This window comes from Pseudooceanicola endophyticus (assembly GCF_018760365.1).
In the GTDB taxonomy this organism is placed as follows: Bacteria; Pseudomonadota; Alphaproteobacteria; order Rhodobacterales; family Rhodobacteraceae; genus Pseudooceanicola; species Pseudooceanicola endophyticus.
Genome location: NZ_JAHIAB010000014.1, coordinates 19,323 through 35,608, shown reverse-complemented (window position 1 = coordinate 35,608; position 16,286 = coordinate 19,323). Strand labels below are relative to the sequence as shown.

Annotated in this window: 14 protein-coding genes; all 14 read right to left on the bottom strand. The window is 70.5% G+C overall.

Annotation, left to right across the window (positions count from 1 at the left end; translation table 11 throughout):
• Positions 1-1,206 (bottom strand): ABC transporter permease, encoded by a 1,206-nt coding sequence (locus tag KM176_RS20415; RefSeq protein ID WP_160896421.1) that lies wholly within the window; start codon positions 1,204-1,206, stop codon positions 1-3.
• A gap of 4 nt (positions 1,207-1,210) precedes the next feature.
• Positions 1,211-2,371: an ABC transporter permease gene (locus tag KM176_RS20410; protein ID WP_160896420.1), complete on the bottom strand. Its 1,161-nt coding sequence runs from the start codon at positions 2,369-2,371 to the stop codon at positions 1,211-1,213.
• Positions 2,362-3,069: an ABC transporter ATP-binding protein gene (locus KM176_RS20405; RefSeq protein WP_160896419.1), complete on the bottom strand. Its 708-nt coding sequence runs from the start codon at positions 3,067-3,069 to the stop codon at positions 2,362-2,364. Before KM176_RS20405 ends, KM176_RS20410 begins: the two co-directional genes overlap by 10 nt.
• A 4-nt stretch (positions 3,070-3,073) precedes the next feature.
• Positions 3,074-4,192, bottom strand: a complete 1,119-nt coding sequence (locus tag KM176_RS20400) for an efflux RND transporter periplasmic adaptor subunit (protein WP_160896418.1) — start codon at positions 4,190-4,192, stop codon at positions 3,074-3,076.
• A 205-nt stretch (positions 4,193-4,397) separates the two neighbouring features.
• Positions 4,398-5,933: an AMP-binding protein gene (locus tag KM176_RS20395; RefSeq protein WP_160896417.1), complete on the bottom strand. Its 1,536-nt coding sequence runs from the start codon at positions 5,931-5,933 to the stop codon at positions 4,398-4,400.
• Positions 5,930-7,279, bottom strand: coding sequence for a cytochrome P450 (locus tag KM176_RS20390; RefSeq protein WP_160896416.1), 1,350 nt, complete (start codon positions 7,277-7,279; stop codon positions 5,930-5,932). The genes KM176_RS20395 and KM176_RS20390 overlap by 4 nt, the downstream gene beginning before the upstream one ends.
• Before the next feature lie 44 nt (positions 7,280-7,323).
• Positions 7,324-8,859: an AMP-binding protein gene (locus KM176_RS20385; protein WP_160896415.1), complete on the bottom strand. Its 1,536-nt coding sequence runs from the start codon at positions 8,857-8,859 to the stop codon at positions 7,324-7,326.
• Entirely contained in the window at positions 8,856-9,170 is a 315-nt protein-coding gene (locus KM176_RS20380; RefSeq protein WP_160896414.1) for an acyl carrier protein, read from the bottom strand. Before KM176_RS20380 ends, KM176_RS20385 begins: the two co-directional genes overlap by 4 nt.
• Before the next feature lie 28 nt (positions 9,171-9,198).
• Entirely contained in the window at positions 9,199-10,710 is a 1,512-nt protein-coding gene (locus KM176_RS20375; RefSeq protein ID WP_160896413.1) for a class I adenylate-forming enzyme family protein, read from the bottom strand.
• Positions 10,686-11,702 (bottom strand): beta-ketoacyl-[acyl-carrier-protein] synthase family protein, encoded by a 1,017-nt coding sequence (locus KM176_RS20370; RefSeq protein ID WP_160896412.1) that lies wholly within the window; start codon positions 11,700-11,702, stop codon positions 10,686-10,688. The genes KM176_RS20375 and KM176_RS20370 overlap by 25 nt, the downstream gene beginning before the upstream one ends.
• Positions 11,699-12,556 (bottom strand): hypothetical protein, encoded by an 858-nt coding sequence (locus KM176_RS20365; RefSeq protein WP_160896411.1) that lies wholly within the window; start codon positions 12,554-12,556, stop codon positions 11,699-11,701. Before KM176_RS20365 ends, KM176_RS20370 begins: the two co-directional genes overlap by 4 nt.
• Positions 12,553-14,997, bottom strand: coding sequence for an alanine racemase (locus KM176_RS20360; protein WP_236045401.1), 2,445 nt, complete (start codon positions 14,995-14,997; stop codon positions 12,553-12,555). Before KM176_RS20360 ends, KM176_RS20365 begins: the two co-directional genes overlap by 4 nt.
• Positions 14,998-14,999: 2 nt before the next feature.
• A complete protein-coding gene (locus KM176_RS20355; protein ID WP_160896410.1) occupies positions 15,000-15,281 on the bottom strand; it encodes a hypothetical protein in 282 nt (93 codons plus the stop codon).
• Positions 15,282-15,316: 35 nt separating this feature from the next.
• Positions 15,317-16,258: a 3-oxoacyl-[acyl-carrier-protein] synthase III C-terminal domain-containing protein gene (locus KM176_RS20350; protein WP_160896409.1), complete on the bottom strand. Its 942-nt coding sequence runs from the start codon at positions 16,256-16,258 to the stop codon at positions 15,317-15,319.
• Between the last annotated feature and the right edge of the window lie 28 nt (positions 16,259-16,286).

Below are 16,286 nucleotides of genomic sequence, written 5' to 3'. Positions count from 1 at the left end.
TCAGCCCCGGCCCGACATGGCGATGCGCAGCGGGATGCGGGTGGCACGCAGCGCCGGCAGCCCGCCGCCGGCAACGCCGATCAGCAGCGCCAGCACCACGGCCTGACCCACGATCATCCCCGAGAAGGTCAGCTGGAAGGCCAGCTGGGTGTTGCCGGCGCCGCGGGTGCTGGCGCCGAAGCCGTTCAGGCAGGCCCAGGCCAGCGCGCTGCCCAGAGCGCAGCCGACCAGCGTCAGCATCAGCGATTCCGCCAGCGTCGCCAGGAAGACCGGACCGCGCGCATAGCCCAGGGCGCGCACCGTGGCGATCTCGGTCAGCCGGTCCGAGACCGAGCTCAGCATCGTGGTCATCGCGCCGACGGCGGCGCCGAAGGCCATGATTACCGCCAGCGGCCAGCCAAGGAACAGGATGATCCGGCTGACATTTCCGGCCTGTGCGGCGAAGAAGTCCTTCTCGGTCCGGGCCGAAAGGCCCATGTCGAGGGTGGTTTCCACATAGTCGCGGAAGGCGGGGAAGGCGGCGGCCGAGGTCAGCTTGGCGCGCATGCTCTGGATATCTCCGGGGCGGTCGAACATGGCCTGCACGGTGCCCGCATCGGCCATGATCTCGGACTCGAAGGCGCTGCCACCGGCGCTGAAATGCCCGACCACCGTCCAGGTCGAATGCCCGAACGAGATGTGCTGGCCGATGCCGAGATCGCGGTAACGCCCCGCAAGCCGGTCGCCGACGATGATCTCGGCGCTGCCGGGGGTGAACATGTGCCCCTGCGAAAGCGTCAGCCCCTCGTGCAGCGCCATGCCGCCCGGGGCCACGCCGCGCATCGACAGGGTGGCGGTCTGGCCGTCACTGGTACGGATCGCATCGACCGGCACCAGCAATTCCTCCGAGGTCAGCGCGCGGCCATCGGCCTTGCGGGCCAGGCCGGGGGCGGCCTCCAGCATGTGGATCTGGCGGGTGGACAGCCGGCTGGTGCTTTCCGAGAAGGCCCCCCGGCTGGTGACCACCGCGATGTCCTGCGCGCCGGTGGATTGCAGCGTCCTGCGAAAGCCCTGGGCCATCGACAGGAAGGCCAGCAGAACGATCACCACCAGTGCCACCGACAGCACCATGGAGGCGGCGATGCCGGTGCGCCGGGGCAGTGAGCGCAGGTTGGAGCGGGTCAGGGCCAGGGTCTGGCGAAGGAAGCTGGTCATCGGGAGGGGCATGATCTCACCTCTGTTTCAGGGCGGAAGCGACGGGCAGGCGCAGGGCTTTGAGGGCGGGCCCGGCGGCGGTCAGCAGGGCCAGAACGGCGGCGATGACCACGGCAGAGGCGACCGCGCGCGGTGTCAGGTAAAGCTCGGGCACGATGCTGGAGAGCGCCCCGCCCAGCAGTGGCAGCACCGCGGCGGTGGCCCCCAGCCCAAGCGCGAGCCCGAGCAAGAACAGTACCAGCGTCTCGGCCAGCACCAGCCCCATGACGGCGGGCCCGGCAAAGCCCAGAACCTTCAGCACGCCGATCTCTCGCGTGCGTTCGCGGATCGCGAAGATCATCGTGTTGGCGGTGATCAGCAGGATCGTCGCGAAGGCCACCGCCGAGACCAGCTGCACGATGGTCGAGATATCGGCGAACTGCTCGAGGAAGGCGCCCATGTAGGCGGTCTCGCTCTGGGTGCGGGTCTGGGCCGAGGAATTGGCAAAGCGCTGGTCGATCCGCTGGATCAGCGCATCGGGATCGGTGCCGGGGGCGGGCAGGATGCCGAACAGGTTCACCTGGTCCTTGCCGCGCACCAGGGCGGTGTTGAAATAGTCCGAACGCAGCAGCAGGAAATTGGTGTCCACCGTGGGCTCCGCGCCGTCGAAGATGCCGGCCACCGAAAAGCCCCAGCTCATGCCCTGGGCATTCGGATGCACGAAACTGGTGAGCGAGATGCGATCGCCGGTCTTCCAGCCCTCGCGCTCGGCCAGGGAGCGGCCCACCAGAACGCCGGTACGGTTGTCGGCCAGCGCCTGCATCAGCGCCGGGGTGAAGCGGTAGGTGTCGGCATAGACGCGGGCATAGCTTTCGGGATCGACCGCATTGGCGCCAAGGATGTCGCGCGGATCGGCGCTGCGATAGGCGCGCAGCCGGGTGATATGGGTCACCGCCGCCACGCCGGGCATCGCCTTGAGATCCTGAAGATAGGCCAGCGGCAGCGTTTCGTTGCCACCCACCTTGGAACTGACGACCAGCCGGTCGGCCCGCGCCTCGCTGCCCTCGAAACCGGCGCGGAAGCTCGACAGCAGCCCGAAAAGGAAGAAGGCCGTGCCGATGCACAGGATCATCAGGACCGAGCGCGTCAGGTTGCGCGTCAGGTTCTGGCGCAGCAGCATGGAGGGGGTCAGGCGCATGCCGGCATCTCCTGCCGGGCGACGAAACGCCCCTTGTCGAGCAGCAGCGTGCGCCGGGCGACGCGGGTGGCGCTGTCGTCATGGGTGACCATCACGATGGTCTTGCCAAGCTCGCGGTTGAGCATCTGAAGCAGGTCCAGGATCTCGTTCGCGGATTTGCGGTCCAGATCGCCCGTGGGCTCGTCGCAAAGCAGGATGCGGGGATCGCTGGCGACGGCGCGGGCGATGCCGATGCGCTGCTGCTGGCCGCCCGAAAGCTCCGATGGCAGGTGGCGGGCGCGGTCCGACAGCCCGACGATGTCGAGGATCGTGAGCACCCGTTCCCGCCGCTCCCGGGCCGACAGCGGGGTCAGCAGCAGCGGCAGCTCGACATTCTCGGCCGCACTCAGGCGGGGCATCAGGTTGTAGAACTGGAAGACGAAGCCGATGTTGCGGGCGCGCCAGCGGGTCAGCGCGCGCTCTCCCATCCGCCCAAGGGCGGTGCCGCCGATGGAGATGGTTCCGGCATCGGCCTGATCGATGCCGCCGATCAGGTTCAGGATCGTCGACTTGCCCGACCCCGAGGGCCCCATGATGGCCAGGAAATCGCCGGTGGGAATGTGCAGGGTCAGATCCTCGAAGATCGGCACGCGGCTGCGGCCCAGGGGATAGCTCTTGCTGACCGAGGCAAGCTCGATATCGGTGTGGATGGTGTCCATGGGCTCAGTTGCTCCAAGTTGTGTCCGGGGCGGAGGATTCGAGATCGGAGGCGGTGGGGGCGGCGTCGAAGCTGACCCGGGCGGTCATGCCCGGCCGCAGGAGCGGCATGTCGGTGCCGGCGTCCCCGACCGGTTCCACCCGCACGGTGACGGTCCCCTTCTCCGGAGAGGCGATGGGCGCGATGGCGGTCACGCGGGCGGCGATGCTGCGCTCGGGCAGGGCATCAAGGCTGAGATGTGCCGTCATGCCGGGGGAAATTCCCGCGATGCTGCGCTCGGCCACATCGACATCGACAAAGCGGTGGCGGGCATCGACAAGGGTCATCAGCCCGTCATCAAGCGCCCCGCCGCTGGAACCTGCGGGCAGCACCATGCCGGGGGCCGCCGGAAGCGCGGTGACGATGGCATCGAAGGGCGCGCGGACCGTGTAACGGGCCAGCGTGTCCCGGGCCTGGTCGACCTCCAGATCGGCACTGTCGGCCTCGCGCTGCGCAACCTCGAGCGCGCGCTGCATCTCGGCCACCTCGGCGCGGGCATCCTCCAGGTCGGCCTGGGTGCCGGCGCCGCGGGCGGCCAGTGCCTCGTACCGCGTCAGAGGGCCCTGCGCCGCCGAGAGCTTGGCCCGGGCCAGCGCCTCTTCGGCGCGGGCCTGTCGGGCGGCGGCCTGGGCCAGACGCAGCGAAAGCTGGGCGCTGGCATCGTCGAGCCGCAGCAGCACCTGGCCCTGGCGAACCCGGGCTCCGGGCTGCACCGCAACGGAAAGGACCGTGCCGCCGACGGCGGGCTGCACGATCACGCTGCGCGGCGCCACCACCCGGCCCGATCCGACGATGGCCGGGACGGTAGCGGCGGGTGGGGCCTGGACCGGCAGGGCAAGGGCCGGGGCGGCGACGGCAGGGGTTTCGGCGGGGGCCGCCGGGCCTGCGCTCAGGGTCTGGCGCAGTTCCGGCAGGGCCAGCACGGCGGCGCCACCGCAGCACAGAACCAGGCCGGCCCAGAGCCAGCCGCTGCGCCGGACAGGGGCGCCTTGCGGGGCGTCGCGGTCGATGGCGAGGGAGCGCAGCCGCGCTTCGAGGCTGGTGGCAGAACGGCTGCCGGTCGGTATGTCAGAGGCCTGTGTCATGGCGATTCCCTTTGCTGGGCCTGGGCTGCCCGGGCTGAAGGCACTGTGTCCCGGGGCTTGGCCCATCTGCGACCCAATGCGTGATCTTGGGCGTCCTACATTGTGAAACCACGTTCTTTCAGGGGGATGCAGGATATTGGACGTCGCTTCGGTGCACCCTCTGGCGATGCATCGCGGGCCGGACAGGCCCTTTCTTGCGATCCGCTCAGGCCGGTTCGGAAAGCGGCGCCTCGCCCGCGGCCCGCCGTGCCAGCGCCCCGGTGTCGAGCTTGCCGTTCACCGTCATCGGCCAGTCCGAGACAAGGCGGATGTCGCGGGGGATCATCGTCTGGGTCAGCCGGTGGCCCAGGTCCAGCGCCAGGCTTTCGGGGCTGGGATGCTGCCCGGGGGCGGGTTCGATGAACAGCACGATGCCGCTGACCCGACCGTCGGAGGTCTGGGCCAGGCAGGCGGCACGATGAACGGCCTCAAGCTGGTGGGCCGCATGTTCGATCTCGTCCAGCTCAATCCGGTTGCCGTTCCACTTCACCTGCCGGTCGGCCCGCCCGGCCAGCATCAGCCCGCCTTCGGGATCAAGGTGGCCCAGGTCCCCCGTGCGGTAGCGCCGCTCCGGCATCGTGCCGGAAAAGGCGCGGTTGGCCGGATGGTCGGGCGGGCTGTAGCCGGCGACGACCTGCGGGCCGCAAAGCTCGATCTCCCCGGTGGTACCTGTGGGCAGGGGCCGACCGTCGGGATCGAGGATGCGCAGCCGCGTCTTGCCCAGGGCGGGGCCCAGCGGCAGCACGCCTTCGCCCTCCAGATCGCGCTCCGACAGGGTGCGGACATGGGTCATGCAGGTGGCTTCGGACGGGCCGTAGGCGTGCCGGATCTGCGCTTCGGGGAAGCGGGTCCAGAGGCTGCGCACCAGGCTGCGCGGCACCATCTCGCCTCCGGTGAAGAAGCAGCGCAGCCCCGGCAGCGTCCGGGCGCCGAAGGCCGGGTCCGTGCACAGGATCTGAAGCATGGACGGGGTGCTGAACCAGCTGCGCGCCTGCACCCCGGGATGGGCGGTCAGCGCGGCGATGTTGCGGCGGGGCAGGATGTTGTCGGCATGATCCAGCAGGATCACCGGTCGGCCAAGCGCCAGCGTCGACCACAGGTCGAGCATGCCCATGTCGAAGGCGAGGCTCGCGTGGTTGACATGGGCGCCGGCGACGCCCGGGGCCGGCGCTTCGGGCGTGGCCTGAAGGAGCGGGCCGTACCAGGCATCGAAAGCCTGGTAATTGGCCAAGCTGATCGGCACGCCTTTCGGGGTTCCGGTGCTGCCGGAGGTGAAGATGACGTAAAGGGCCGCCCCGGGGTCGCGGGGCACGGGGGCTTCGGCGGCGACATCGGGAAGGGCATCGGCGCGGATCCGGGGCAGATCCGGCAGGGTGTTCGGCGCCCCGGCGGCCACGACCACCCCGGCGCCCGAAAGCCGGGCCAGCAGGGCGGCGCGTTCGGGCGGATTGGCACGGTCGACGAAGACGAAGGGGCGGGCTGCGAACATGCAGGCCAGCATCGCCGCGACCGCATCGGCTTCCTTGTGCCCGCTGACCAGAACCGGCCCCGGCAGGCCGGGATCCCGTGCCAGCGCGGTGCGGATGGCCTGCATCCGCCGCCCCAGGGCTGCGAAGCTGACGATCTGCCCGCCGGTAACCAGCGCCGGTGCCGCAGGGGTGCTTCGGATCGCCTGCGCGATGCGGTCGAGGAAACCGGTCATTGCAGGTCCTCCAGCACGGAAACGAACTGGGCGGAGGCTGTCCCGGCGGCGGCGAAGCGCACAGGCACCGGGCCACGCGGCGCCAGAGTCGAGCGCAGGATCGGCCGCAGGCTGCCGCGCTTGCACTCCGGCGCGAGGGTCAGGCGGAAATCGCGGGCGATGCGGCGCAGGGCCAGCACCATCTGGCGGGTCAGGAAAGCATCGCGGGCCCGCACCCGGGGGCCGGTGCCGAAGGGCAGGAAGCTGCTCTTTTCCTCCGGGGCGACCAGGAAGCGGCGCCCGTCGAAGCGCTCGGGCGTGCTCCAGTAGCGGGGATCGCGATGCGTCAGCCAGGGGGCGAAAAGCACGGTCGTGCCCGCCGGAATCTCATGGCCGGCCAGCGACACGGCACAGGTGGTGACGCGGTAGATGAAGGGCAGTTCGGGATACATCCGCTGGGCCTCGCGCACCACCGACAACGTCAGCGGTGTCGCGGCATCGGGGGCATCGGGATCGCTCTGCGCGTTCTCCTGCGTCAGCGCCTCGGCCAGGGCGGGATCCTGTGCCAGGTGCACCAGCGCCCAGAGCAGGCCCAGCCCCTCGATGTTCAGCTTTTCCAGCAGCATCCGTCCGATGCCGGGGCGCAGGCAGGCGATCCGCGTGGCCGCGTCCATATCCTCGGGCAGGGCGGCGGCGGCGGTGGCCAGCACGCTGTCGTCGCCGGGCTTCATCGTTTCCAGCCCGGCGGCAATGGCACGGTCGAGGAAACCGCGCGCTGTGCGGAACTCTTCCAGCTGCTCGGGGTGGGCGGTCTCTTCGGCGTCGCGGGTGCTCATGGAGAAGTAGAACCGCTCGACATCGGCAAGGCCCTGGAGCAGCTCGGCCTCGGGCAGGCTGTCGCCCAGCACGGCGGGGGCCAGGCTGCGCAGCGCCCAAAGGCCGCAGAGTGGCCGCAGGTCGAGCGCCCCTTCGGCCTGCGCGATCTGGGTGCACAGGCGGTCATTGGCCCCTGAAAGCGCGGCCTCGGCCCAGCCGTCCCAGTGCTGCCCGGCGCTGGCCAGGGCACAGCGCACCCGGTCCCAGACCGGCAGCATGTCGGGCTGTTCCAGCCGGTCACCCAGCAGGATCCGGGTGATCCGCGCATTGCTGGCGACATCCCCCATCTCCTTCAGGAAATGGCCCTGATGCGCCTTCCAGTAGCGGATCGCGGCGGTGCCGCCCAGCAGGGTCATGGCGCGCTGGTCGCTGGCACGGATGGTGACGACATCGCCATGCTGGCGGGTGGCCATGGCGGCGACCTTCAGCAGGCCGAGGTTCTGGTGGACCTCGGAACTGGCATCGAAGACGGGGATGGTTGGTTCGGGCATGGTCGGGACCTCCGGGGGCGCGGGTTCGGCGGAAGGGAACGGGATCAGGAGAGCGGCTGGGGGGCGGCGACATGGACATGTTTCCAGGTCGCGTCATCCGCCGCCCGGGCCAGCTGCCTGCGGTCAAGCTTCGAATTGGCATTGAGCCCGGCATCGAAGCCCGCATACCAGAAGCGCGGCACCAGCCAGGGCGGCAGATCGCGTGCCAGGGTGGCGGCCAGGGCGGGCAGGTCGGGCCGACCGGCCCCCAGCACATAGGCATTGAGGGCGCGGGCCTCGCCGCGCAGCATGTGGGGTTCGACGATGACGTCCTCGACCCCGGGCTGAGCGCGGATATGGGCCTCGACCTCGTTCAGGTCGATGCGCATCCCCTGGATCTTCACCTCGCGGTCCTGACGGCCCAGGAAGTGCCAGGTACCATCGGCATCGCAGCGGCCCTGGTCGCCCGAGCGGTAATGCCCGGGGGCGGGAAAGGCGCGGGCCTGCCGGTCGGGCTGGCCCAGGTAGCCCGGACCGACCGAACGTCCCGCGATCATGATCTCGCCCTGCGCCGCCCCGTCGGGGGTGGTCAGGGTGGTGCCCGGACGGGCCCGACCGATGGGCAGGGCCTGCCCATCGGCCAGGTGGGCGGGCGTGATGTCGACCGAGGTCACGGCGACGGTGCATTCGGTGGGGCCGTAGGTGTTGATCACCCGGGCCCCGGGGAAACGTTCGAACAGCGTGGCGACGATCTGCCGGGTCAGCGGCTCTCCGCAGAACAGGAAGGTGCGCAGCGCCGGCAGGGTCGCGGCCGTGAAGCGGCGGTTCTTCAGCATCAGCCGGATGATCGAGGGGGTGGACACCCAGAGCCCGGTGCGATCGGTGGCCAGACGCGCGATGTAGCCGGTGGAATCCGCGAAATCCCCGTGATCGAGCGCGCTCAGCGGCACGCCACGGCGCCAGCCCGTCCAGAGTTCGAACAGCGAGACATCGAAGCAGTGCCGGATCGTGCCGCTGACGCCCGCGACGGGCTCGGGCAGAAGATCATCGAGCCAGAGCACGAAATCCGCCAGGTTGGCATGGTTGATCCGGATGCCCTTGGGCTGTCCCAGCGTGCCGGAGGAGAACATGATGTAGGCCACATCTTCGGGCCGGGCCGGACAGGGCGGCAGCGCCGTGGCGGGGGTGGCGGCGGGATCGACCTCCAGCACCGGCAGATCCAGCAGGGCGCGCAGCCGGGCGGCGGCCCCGGGGGCGGCATCGGCCACCAGGCAGGCCCCGGCGCCGCAGGTGCGGGCGATCTGGCGGATCCGGGCTTCGGGGGTGTCGCGTTCGACCGGGACCAGCGCCATGCCGGCCAGCAGGCAGGCCCACCAGGCGATGGGATAGCGCAGGTCCTTGTGGCCCCAGATCAGCACCGGGCGCCGCGCGGTGGCCCCGGGCAGGCTGGCCAGCTGCCCGGCCAGCGCCGCCGAGGCCGCGTGCAGGGCGGCAAAACTCAGATCGCCGCTGCGGGTGCGGCAGGCCAGGCCGGGCCTTGCGGCAAAGCCCTGGTGGGTTTCGGCGATCAGCCGCGCCGCCGTCAGGCCCGGGGCGCTCATGCGCGGGCCTGTTCCGGTTGCAGCGTTCCGGCGATCATGGCGGCGAAGCTGGCGACATTGGTGAAATGCTCGGGGCGCAGGTTGGCCGGGTCGATGCGGATCTCGGGCTGCTGCTCCTCGATCATCATGAACAGTTCCAGCAGCAGGCCGCTGTCGATGCCAAGGTCCTCTTCCAGGCGGGTGTCGGGCCCGACCTGGCTGTCGTCCTCCATGTCGAGCAGCTCGACCAGGGCGGCGATGACGAGGGATTGCATCCGGGCGATCCGGGGCGTGGCGGTGGCGGGCAGGGCGGGGTGAACGGCGGTTTCCATCAGGATGTCCTTTGCTGTGCGGGGTGGGTCATTCGGCGGCCTGAAGGGCCGGGGTACGCAGGGCGGCACGGTCGATCTTGCCGTTCTGGTTGCGCGGCAGCGCGTCGTGCAGGGTGATCCGGCCTGGCACCGCATGGGGATCGAGCCGCGCGCGGCACCAGGCCAGCAGGCGATCGCGGCTGTCGGGCGGGGCGGCGACATGGGCGATGCAGAGCGCGCCGTGCACCGGGTGGCTTTCCCCCAGCACGCAGACGGCAGAGACCTCGGGATGGGCGGCCAGCACCGCCTCGACCTCGGCGGGCACCACCTTTTCGCCCCGGATCTTCAGCACATCGTCAGAGCGGCTGACGAAATGCAGGAAGCCGTCCTCGTCCAGGCGGCAGATGTCGCCGGTGTGCAGCACCTGCTCTCCGGGGAAGGGGCCGGGCTTCAGCCGCCGGGCGGTGGCCTCGGGGTTCTTCCAGTAGCCCTGCATGACGGTGCTGCCACGGATCACCAGCTCTCCGGTGGCACCGCGGCGCTGCGGCTGCCCCTCCGCGTCGATCACCCAGAGCTCGGTGTTGGGAATGGCGACGCCGACGGATCCGCGCCGCTGCTCCAGCTCTTCGGGCGGCAGATACGTGCAGCGGTGGCATTCGGTCAGCCCGTACATGGAAAAGATCGTGGCGGCGGGCAGCAAGCGTTCCAGCTGGTCGATCAGCCCGACATGCAGCGCTGCGGCGGTGGAAGAGACCAGCCGCAGCTTCGACAGGTCGAACCGCTCGGCCAGGGGGGCGATCATCGGCACCATGGAGGGCACCAGCGGCAGCACCGTGGCCGCGCTGTCGGCCAGTCGCTTGAGGCTGAAGAAGGGCTGCGCAAAAGAGGCCTCGGCCACCACGGAGGCGCCGGTGAGCGCGGCCATGGTCAGCTGGTGCAGCCCGTAGTCGAAGGTCATCGGGACGGCGGTGAAGATCCGGTCGGTGGCGCGGTAGCCCAGGTAGTGCGCCACGGATCGGGCGGCGCTGGTCATGTTGAGATGCGACAGCATCACCCCCTTGGGCTCTCCGGTGGACCCCGAGGTATAGAGGATCGCGGCCAGGTCCCGATCCAGCAGCGGGGGCTGGGCCAGCAGGGGGGCCGGTCCCTCGGTCAGGAAGGCGGCAGGGTCGATCAGCGGCAGGGCCGGCGCATCGTTCAGGGCGGCGCGCGCGGCCTCGGCGCCCGGGCCCGCAGCCAGGATCGCCGTGGGCGTGCAGTTGTCCAGGATGAAGCGCAACTTGCCGACCGGGGTTTCGGGATGCAGCGGCACCGCCACCGCCCCGGCATGAAGGATGCCCCAGAACCCGGCGCAGAATCCGACCGAGTTCGGCAGGCTCAGGATCACCCGGTCGCCGCGACGCACGCCGCGCGCTTCCAGTGCCACGGCGATGCGCGCGGCGGCACGGGCAAGGTCCGCATAGCTGAGCGCGGCGTGCGGATCCATGATCGCCGCAGCGTCGGGGCTTTGGCGGGCGGCCTCGGGCAGGAAGCTGGTCAGCAGGGTTGGGAATGCGGGCATGGCACGGGATCCTTTTCGGAAGGGACCGGGACGGTGGAGCGTTTCGGAGGGGTGGCCAGCGCCCGGGCACTGCCCAGGCGGCAGGCGCCGACATAGCCGCCCATCCCCACCGACAGGAGGGTCAGGGGCGCGGGGGCGCTGCGCGCGGCCACCGGCAGCCGGTCGAGCAGCAGGAAGGGATCGCAGACGTAGCAATGGCCGATATCGGGCAGCAGCCCGAGGTCGACGCGCGCAGGGTCCAGCCCGTGGTCGCTGCAGTAGCCCTGCCAGGCCAGCCGGTTGACATTGTGCGGCAGCAGCCGGCCCGGTCCGTCGGGATCGAAACCCGCCGCCGCCAGGGCCCCGGCAACGATGCCGCCATGGGCGGCGAAGAAGACGCCCATTTCCCTGCTGCTGCCCGCCCGCCCGGCCGAGAATTCCGGATGCGTGCGCAGCACCGGCGGGCTGATCTGCGGCCCGTCGCCGTCGCGCGTCACGATCATGCCGCAGAAGGCATCGCCCATCAGCGTGCAGCCCGGCACGTAGCGCGCCCCGGGACGCAGCCCGGGATGGCCATCGCCGCCCAGCAGCAGCACGGAGCCTGCCAGGCCCGCCTTCAGGATGACCTGTGCCAGGTCGAGCGCCCAGAACAGGCCGCTGCAATTGTGCTGGTCCACCTCGTGGCAGCGACGCACGCCGCTCAGCAGCGGATGCAGCGCGGCCAGCCGCCGCGCGGGGGCGCTGCCCGGCGCGAAAAGTAGCGGCTGGCCATGGGAGAGGATCAGCACCTCGGGCCGCAGCCCGGGGGCCCGGGCTTCCAGCAGGTCGAGGACCTGAAGAAAGCCCGCGTCCAGGCTCTCGGTCTCCGTCAGCGCCGCCACCTGGTCGATGCCGAACAGCCGCCGGAACACCCGGGCCTCGGCGCGGCTGCCACCGGCATCGGCGATGATCTCCTCGCAGGACAGGCGCCCGGCGGGCACGTGGCTGGCAAGGGCGCTCAGTCGCATCCTCATGCCGGGCGGGTCCCGGCGCGCAGCACCAGGCTGGTCAGGGTCTCGCCCTCGTGGGACAGCAGGATCACGTCCTGGCCGCCCACGCCCGCCAGTGCGGCGAAGGGCGCGGCGCAGAGCCGTTCGGGCCGGCTGGCCGTGACCGGGCCATCCCCGGCCAGCGCCGGGCAAAGCGCGGGCGGTGCGATCACGGCCACATCGGCCCGTGCCAGCCCGTGCCGGACGCAGAGGTCGGCCACCGCCCCCGGCACATCCGCAGCCGGTGTTCCGGGGCGGCGGGCGTAGCCTTCGTAGCGCAGGCCCGTGCCGTTTTCCTCCAGCAGGAAGGCGGCGGCGGAATTCACCGGGTTGAGCCGGTCGACCACCTCGGAGCGGTAAAGCAGGTGGCGCTGGTCCATCACCAGCAGCAGCGCCTTGCGACGCCCGTCGCGCAGGTAGCGCGCCGCGCAATCCAGACTGAAGAGCGGCGCCGAGAGACCCCGGTCGGAGATGGCAAAGCCAAAGCCGTCCTCCAGCCCCAGACGGTGAAGGGCGAAATTGGTGACCGAGGTGCCCAGGTGCAGGTCGGGCAGCCAGTGCGCCAGGATCACGATGTCGATGTCGGACAGGTCCGCGCGCTGTTCCAGCGTCGCCAGCAGCTCTCCGGTCATCGCCGAGAAGGGCGCGCGGTCCGGCGCGCTGAGCCAGTTCAGCACGTTGCTGTCGCGCTCGGGGGCATAGCTGCGCCCGTTCGAGCGGAAGAAACGGGCATTGAAATCCTCCCAGTAGGCGCGCTGGTCCAGCCATTCGGGCTGGGCCGGTTCGAGGCAACCGAAGTCCCGGGCCACCAGGGTTGCGGGATCGAGGGTGATGTTCATGCCGGCACCTGCGCGGCAAAGGCCCGGAAGGCGTTCAGTAGGTGGATGCTTGAGGTTCCCTCCATGTATTCGAAGGCCCGGGCATCGCGCATTTTGCGGCGCAGCAGCGGATCCGCCAGCAGCGCCTGCGGCGCCCGGGCGGGAATGCGCGCGGCCAGCGCATCCGAGAAGGCGACCGCCTGCAGCTTGATCTGGCTGATGCGATGGGCACGGGGGCGGCCTTCGGCATAATCCTCCAGCACCCCGGCCAGCCGGTGCAGCAGCGCCAGGTGACGCCGTTCCAGATCGGCAAAGCCGGTGGCCCCGGCGATGGCCAGCCGGTCCAGAATGCCCCGACCGTTGCCAAGCGCGAGTGCCGCCACCACCGGGCGGTTGCGCTCGAACACGCCGTTGATCGCCATGAAGCCGTCGCGCAGCGTGGCGGTACTGCCATCGCCCAGGATCATCCCGGGATCGATCGGCAGGCGTTCCATGGTGATCCGCGCCAAATCGGCGCCGCGCAGCCCGTTGGTGGGCAGGCGCGCGATCCCGAGCTGGCCGTTCTGGATCTCCCGCGCCAGGCGGTCCATCTCCAGCAGGACCAGCGCCGCCCGGCGCGAACCGGCATGATGGGCAAAGACCAGCCCGACCGAGGACCGGGCGATGTTGCCCACCAGCATCTTCTCTCCGCTCAGCCACATGCGGCCCTCGGAGTCGGTGTCGATGCGGGTGCGCCCGGCCGAGGCATCGGAGCCCACCTCGGGCTCGGTGACGGCGAAGAAGGTGCCCTGCGGCCCGTCGCGCCAGGGGGCGAAGAAGCGCGCCTGCTGGTCGGGGGTGCCCATGGCCAGCACGGCCCCGCCGGAAAGCGAGGGGCCCTGAAGCGCCAGGATGCAACTTGCGTCCATCCGCGCCAGCCGCTCGATCATCGCCACATGAAGCGGATAGGGGCACTCGCTCAGCCCGAGGGGCGTCTGCGACAGCGGGAAACCGTTGAAGGCCTCGGGCACGCCGATCGTGGTCAGCGCCCGGACCAGCGGCTCTTGCCAGAGGTCCGCGCAGGCCGCGGGATCCTCCTCCAGCCGGGCTCCGGTGCGCTCGAACAGCGCCCGCAGCCCGTCCAGCCGCGCCAGCGCCGGGTGATCGAAGGGCGCGGGCAGCACAAGGGGCGCGGCGGAAGGCGGCGCGGAAAGGGGCTGCTGTCGCGAAAGCCGCTCCTGCCAGCGCGGGGCCGGGCTGGCCAGGCTCAGCCGGTCGCCATCGGCAATGACCTCGGCGGGGGCGCCGAAACCCAGGAAGTCCGTGGGAGAGGCACTGGGCCCGTAAGCGCCCGAATGGTGCAGGCACAGCAGGTCATCGGGGCGCGGCGCGGGCAGCTCGATCCCCGAGGCGATGACATCCATCGGGGTGCAAAGCGGGCCGGTGGCGCTCCAGCGTTCGGGGGTGCCGGCGCGCGGCTGGCCCTCCGCATCATGCAGGCTGATGGGGAAGTTCCGGCGCATGAAGCCCTGGCCGGCCGCCGCCGCATGAAGGTTCGAGCCGCCGTCGCAGATCGCGAACTGCTCGCCCTTGGTCCGCTTGTTGCGGCGGATGCGGGTGACGAAGATACCGGCCTCGGCCACCATGTAGCGGCCCAGCTCGATGGCGACGCGGGTGCCGGGATGGCGCGCCCGGAAGGCCCGGATCATCGGGTTCAGCGCCCCCGCCACGGCTGCCAGATCCAGCGGCACCTCGCCCTCGTGATAGGCCACGCCGAAACCGCCGCCGACATCGACGAAATCGAGCGGCCCGTCCGCCAGCATCTCATCGGCCAGCGCAAGGATCTGGCGGGTATTGGCGGCGATCACCTCGGGCGACAGGATCCGGGTGCCCATGTAGACATGCAGCCCCGCAAGGCGCAGGCCCGGCAGCGCCCGCAGGGCGGTCAGGGTATCGGGCAGCAGCGGCTGGTCCAGCCCGAACTGGGTGGCCCGCCCGCCCATCGACAGGCGGGCGCCCGTCGCGCTGAAATCGGGATTGATCCGCAGGGCGACGGGCTGGACGGTGCCGCGCGCCCGGGCCAGGGCGTCGATCTCTTCCAGTTCATCAAGGGAATCCGCCACGATGGCGGCGATGCCCAGATCGACCGCGCGGGCCAGTTCGTCCGCAGACTTGGCCGGGCCGACCATCAGGATGCGGTCCGGCGGGGCCCCGGCAGCCAGCGCGGTTTCCAGTTCCAGCCTTGAGCAGACCTCGGCGCCGGCCCCGGCGGCGATCAGGCGGGACACGACAGAGAGGTTGGGATTGGCCTTGAGGGAATAGAAGAACGCCACCCCGGGCAGGGCCGTGCGGAGCTGCGCGACGCGGGCGCGCAGCGCATCGCCGTCGTAAAGGTAGAAGGGCGTGCCGAAAAGCCCGGCGGCCCGGGCCATCCGCCCGGCCAGGTCCGGCTGCTGCGCCGCGAGATCGAAGGTGCCATCCATGGTCAGCTTGCCCTTGCCTGCGGCGCGCGTTCGGCCAGGAAGGCCTGCAGCCGGCCCACGGAACTGAGGATCCCCTCGGTGCCCGGCTGGAACCCTTCCATGAACTCGAAGGCGTCGATGCCGCTCTGCTCGCTCAGGCTGGCGATGAACTGCACCAGCTCGATGGAGTTCAGCAGCCCGCCGGGGCCGAAAAGCACGCAGTCCTGACGGGCGCGCTCCAGTCGTTGCGGGCCAAGCCCGATGTCGCGCAGGCTGTCCAGAATGGGGGAAATGTCGGGGGGCATGGTCGGTCTCCTGGGGATTGGGCGGGGTCGGGCGGTCAGTTCACCTGCAGCAGCGCACAGGAGGCCGTGGCCCCCAGCCCGATGCTGTACAGCAGGACCTGGTCGCCGGGATCGAGCGCGCCGCTGGCGGCTGTCTCGGCAAGGTTGATGAAGGGATCGGCGCCGAAGCAGTGGCCGTAGCGCGCAATCGTCGAAAGCTGGATCTGCGCGCGGCTCAGACCGGTGGCGCTGGCGATGTGGAACCACGACGGCAGGTTGACATTGTGCGGCATGACCATGCGGATCTGCCCGGCCTCGCGTCCGAAACGTTGCAGCGCCCGGGCGATGCCGGCGCAGGCAAAATCCTGGTAGATCGTGTCGAACCCCTCCAGATAGGGCTCTCCGCGCAGGCCGGTGTTCTTCCAGAAGCTGGTTTCATGCAGCACATGGGTGCCCAGCACCTCGTAGCTGCCGCGGGCCGGTCGGGCAGGTTCCTGGGCCACAAGGATCGCGGCGGCGGCCTCTCCCATGATGGTGGTGTTCTCGATCACCCGGATCGCCGGGTGGAAGGCCTTTTCGCCGATCAGGATCAGGGCCGCCTGGCCCTCATCCAGCAGGTGCGAGAGCATCCCCAGCATGGAAACGCCGGTGGCGCAGTGGTTCATCGTGGCGCTGAACACCTCGAGGCCGCGGTCGCGGAACCCGCCCAGCACGTCCGAGGTTTCGCCCCCCGCGACGGCGGTGTTCATCAGCGTGTGGCAATGCAGGACATGCGACAGGCGGTCATCCTGACCGGGGTTGCGTGCCAGGACCTCGCGGGCGGCCCGGTCGGTCAGACGGGCCAGGGGTTCGCCGGGGTCGCAGCGAAAGCGGTCGAAGCCGAAGAAGCGGTCGTACATGCGCATCTGATTGCGCGACAGCGCCAGCTCTGTCTCCAGCTCGGAGAGGCGCTGTTCGCGGGCGGGATAGGCCAGGGCCATATCGAGGATCCTCAGCATGGTCCGGCCTCCGGGGGGCGGACCGGGG

Bases quoted from the DNA above. Each gene is read 5' to 3' on its own strand.
- KM176_RS20360 (WP_236045401.1), bottom strand. From the start codon at position 14,997: ATGGATGGCACCTTCGATCTCGCGGCGCAGCAGCCGGACCTGGCCGGG.
- KM176_RS20370 (WP_160896412.1), bottom strand. From the start codon at position 11,702: ATGAGGATGCGACTGAGCGCCCTTGCCAGCCACGTGCCCGCCGGGCGC.
- KM176_RS20410 (WP_160896420.1), bottom strand. From the start codon at position 2,371: ATGCGCCTGACCCCCTCCATGCTGCTGCGCCAGAACCTGACGCGCAAC.
- KM176_RS20400 (WP_160896418.1), bottom strand. From the start codon at position 4,192: ATGACACAGGCCTCTGACATACCGACCGGCAGCCGTTCTGCCACCAGC.
- KM176_RS20365 (WP_160896411.1), bottom strand. From the start codon at position 12,556: ATGAACATCACCCTCGATCCCGCAACCCTGGTGGCCCGGGACTTCGGT.
- KM176_RS20380 (WP_160896414.1), bottom strand. From the start codon at position 9,170: ATGGAAACCGCCGTTCACCCCGCCCTGCCCGCCACCGCCACGCCCCGG.
- KM176_RS20395 (WP_160896417.1), bottom strand. From the start codon at position 5,933: ATGACCGGTTTCCTCGACCGCATCGCGCAGGCGATCCGAAGCACCCCT.
- KM176_RS20355 (WP_160896410.1), bottom strand. From the start codon at position 15,281: ATGCCCCCCGACATTTCCCCCATTCTGGACAGCCTGCGCGACATCGGG.
- KM176_RS20375 (WP_160896413.1), bottom strand. From the start codon at position 10,710: ATGCCCGCATTCCCAACCCTGCTGACCAGCTTCCTGCCCGAGGCCGCC.
- KM176_RS20405 (WP_160896419.1), bottom strand. From the start codon at position 3,069: ATGGACACCATCCACACCGATATCGAGCTTGCCTCGGTCAGCAAGAGC.
- KM176_RS20385 (WP_160896415.1), bottom strand. From the start codon at position 8,859: ATGAGCGCCCCGGGCCTGACGGCGGCGCGGCTGATCGCCGAAACCCAC.
- KM176_RS20390 (WP_160896416.1), bottom strand. From the start codon at position 7,279: ATGCCCGAACCAACCATCCCCGTCTTCGATGCCAGTTCCGAGGTCCAC.
- KM176_RS20415 (WP_160896421.1), bottom strand. From the start codon at position 1,206: ATGCCCCTCCCGATGACCAGCTTCCTTCGCCAGACCCTGGCCCTGACC.
- KM176_RS20350 (WP_160896409.1), bottom strand. From the start codon at position 16,258: ATGCTGAGGATCCTCGATATGGCCCTGGCCTATCCCGCCCGCGAACAG.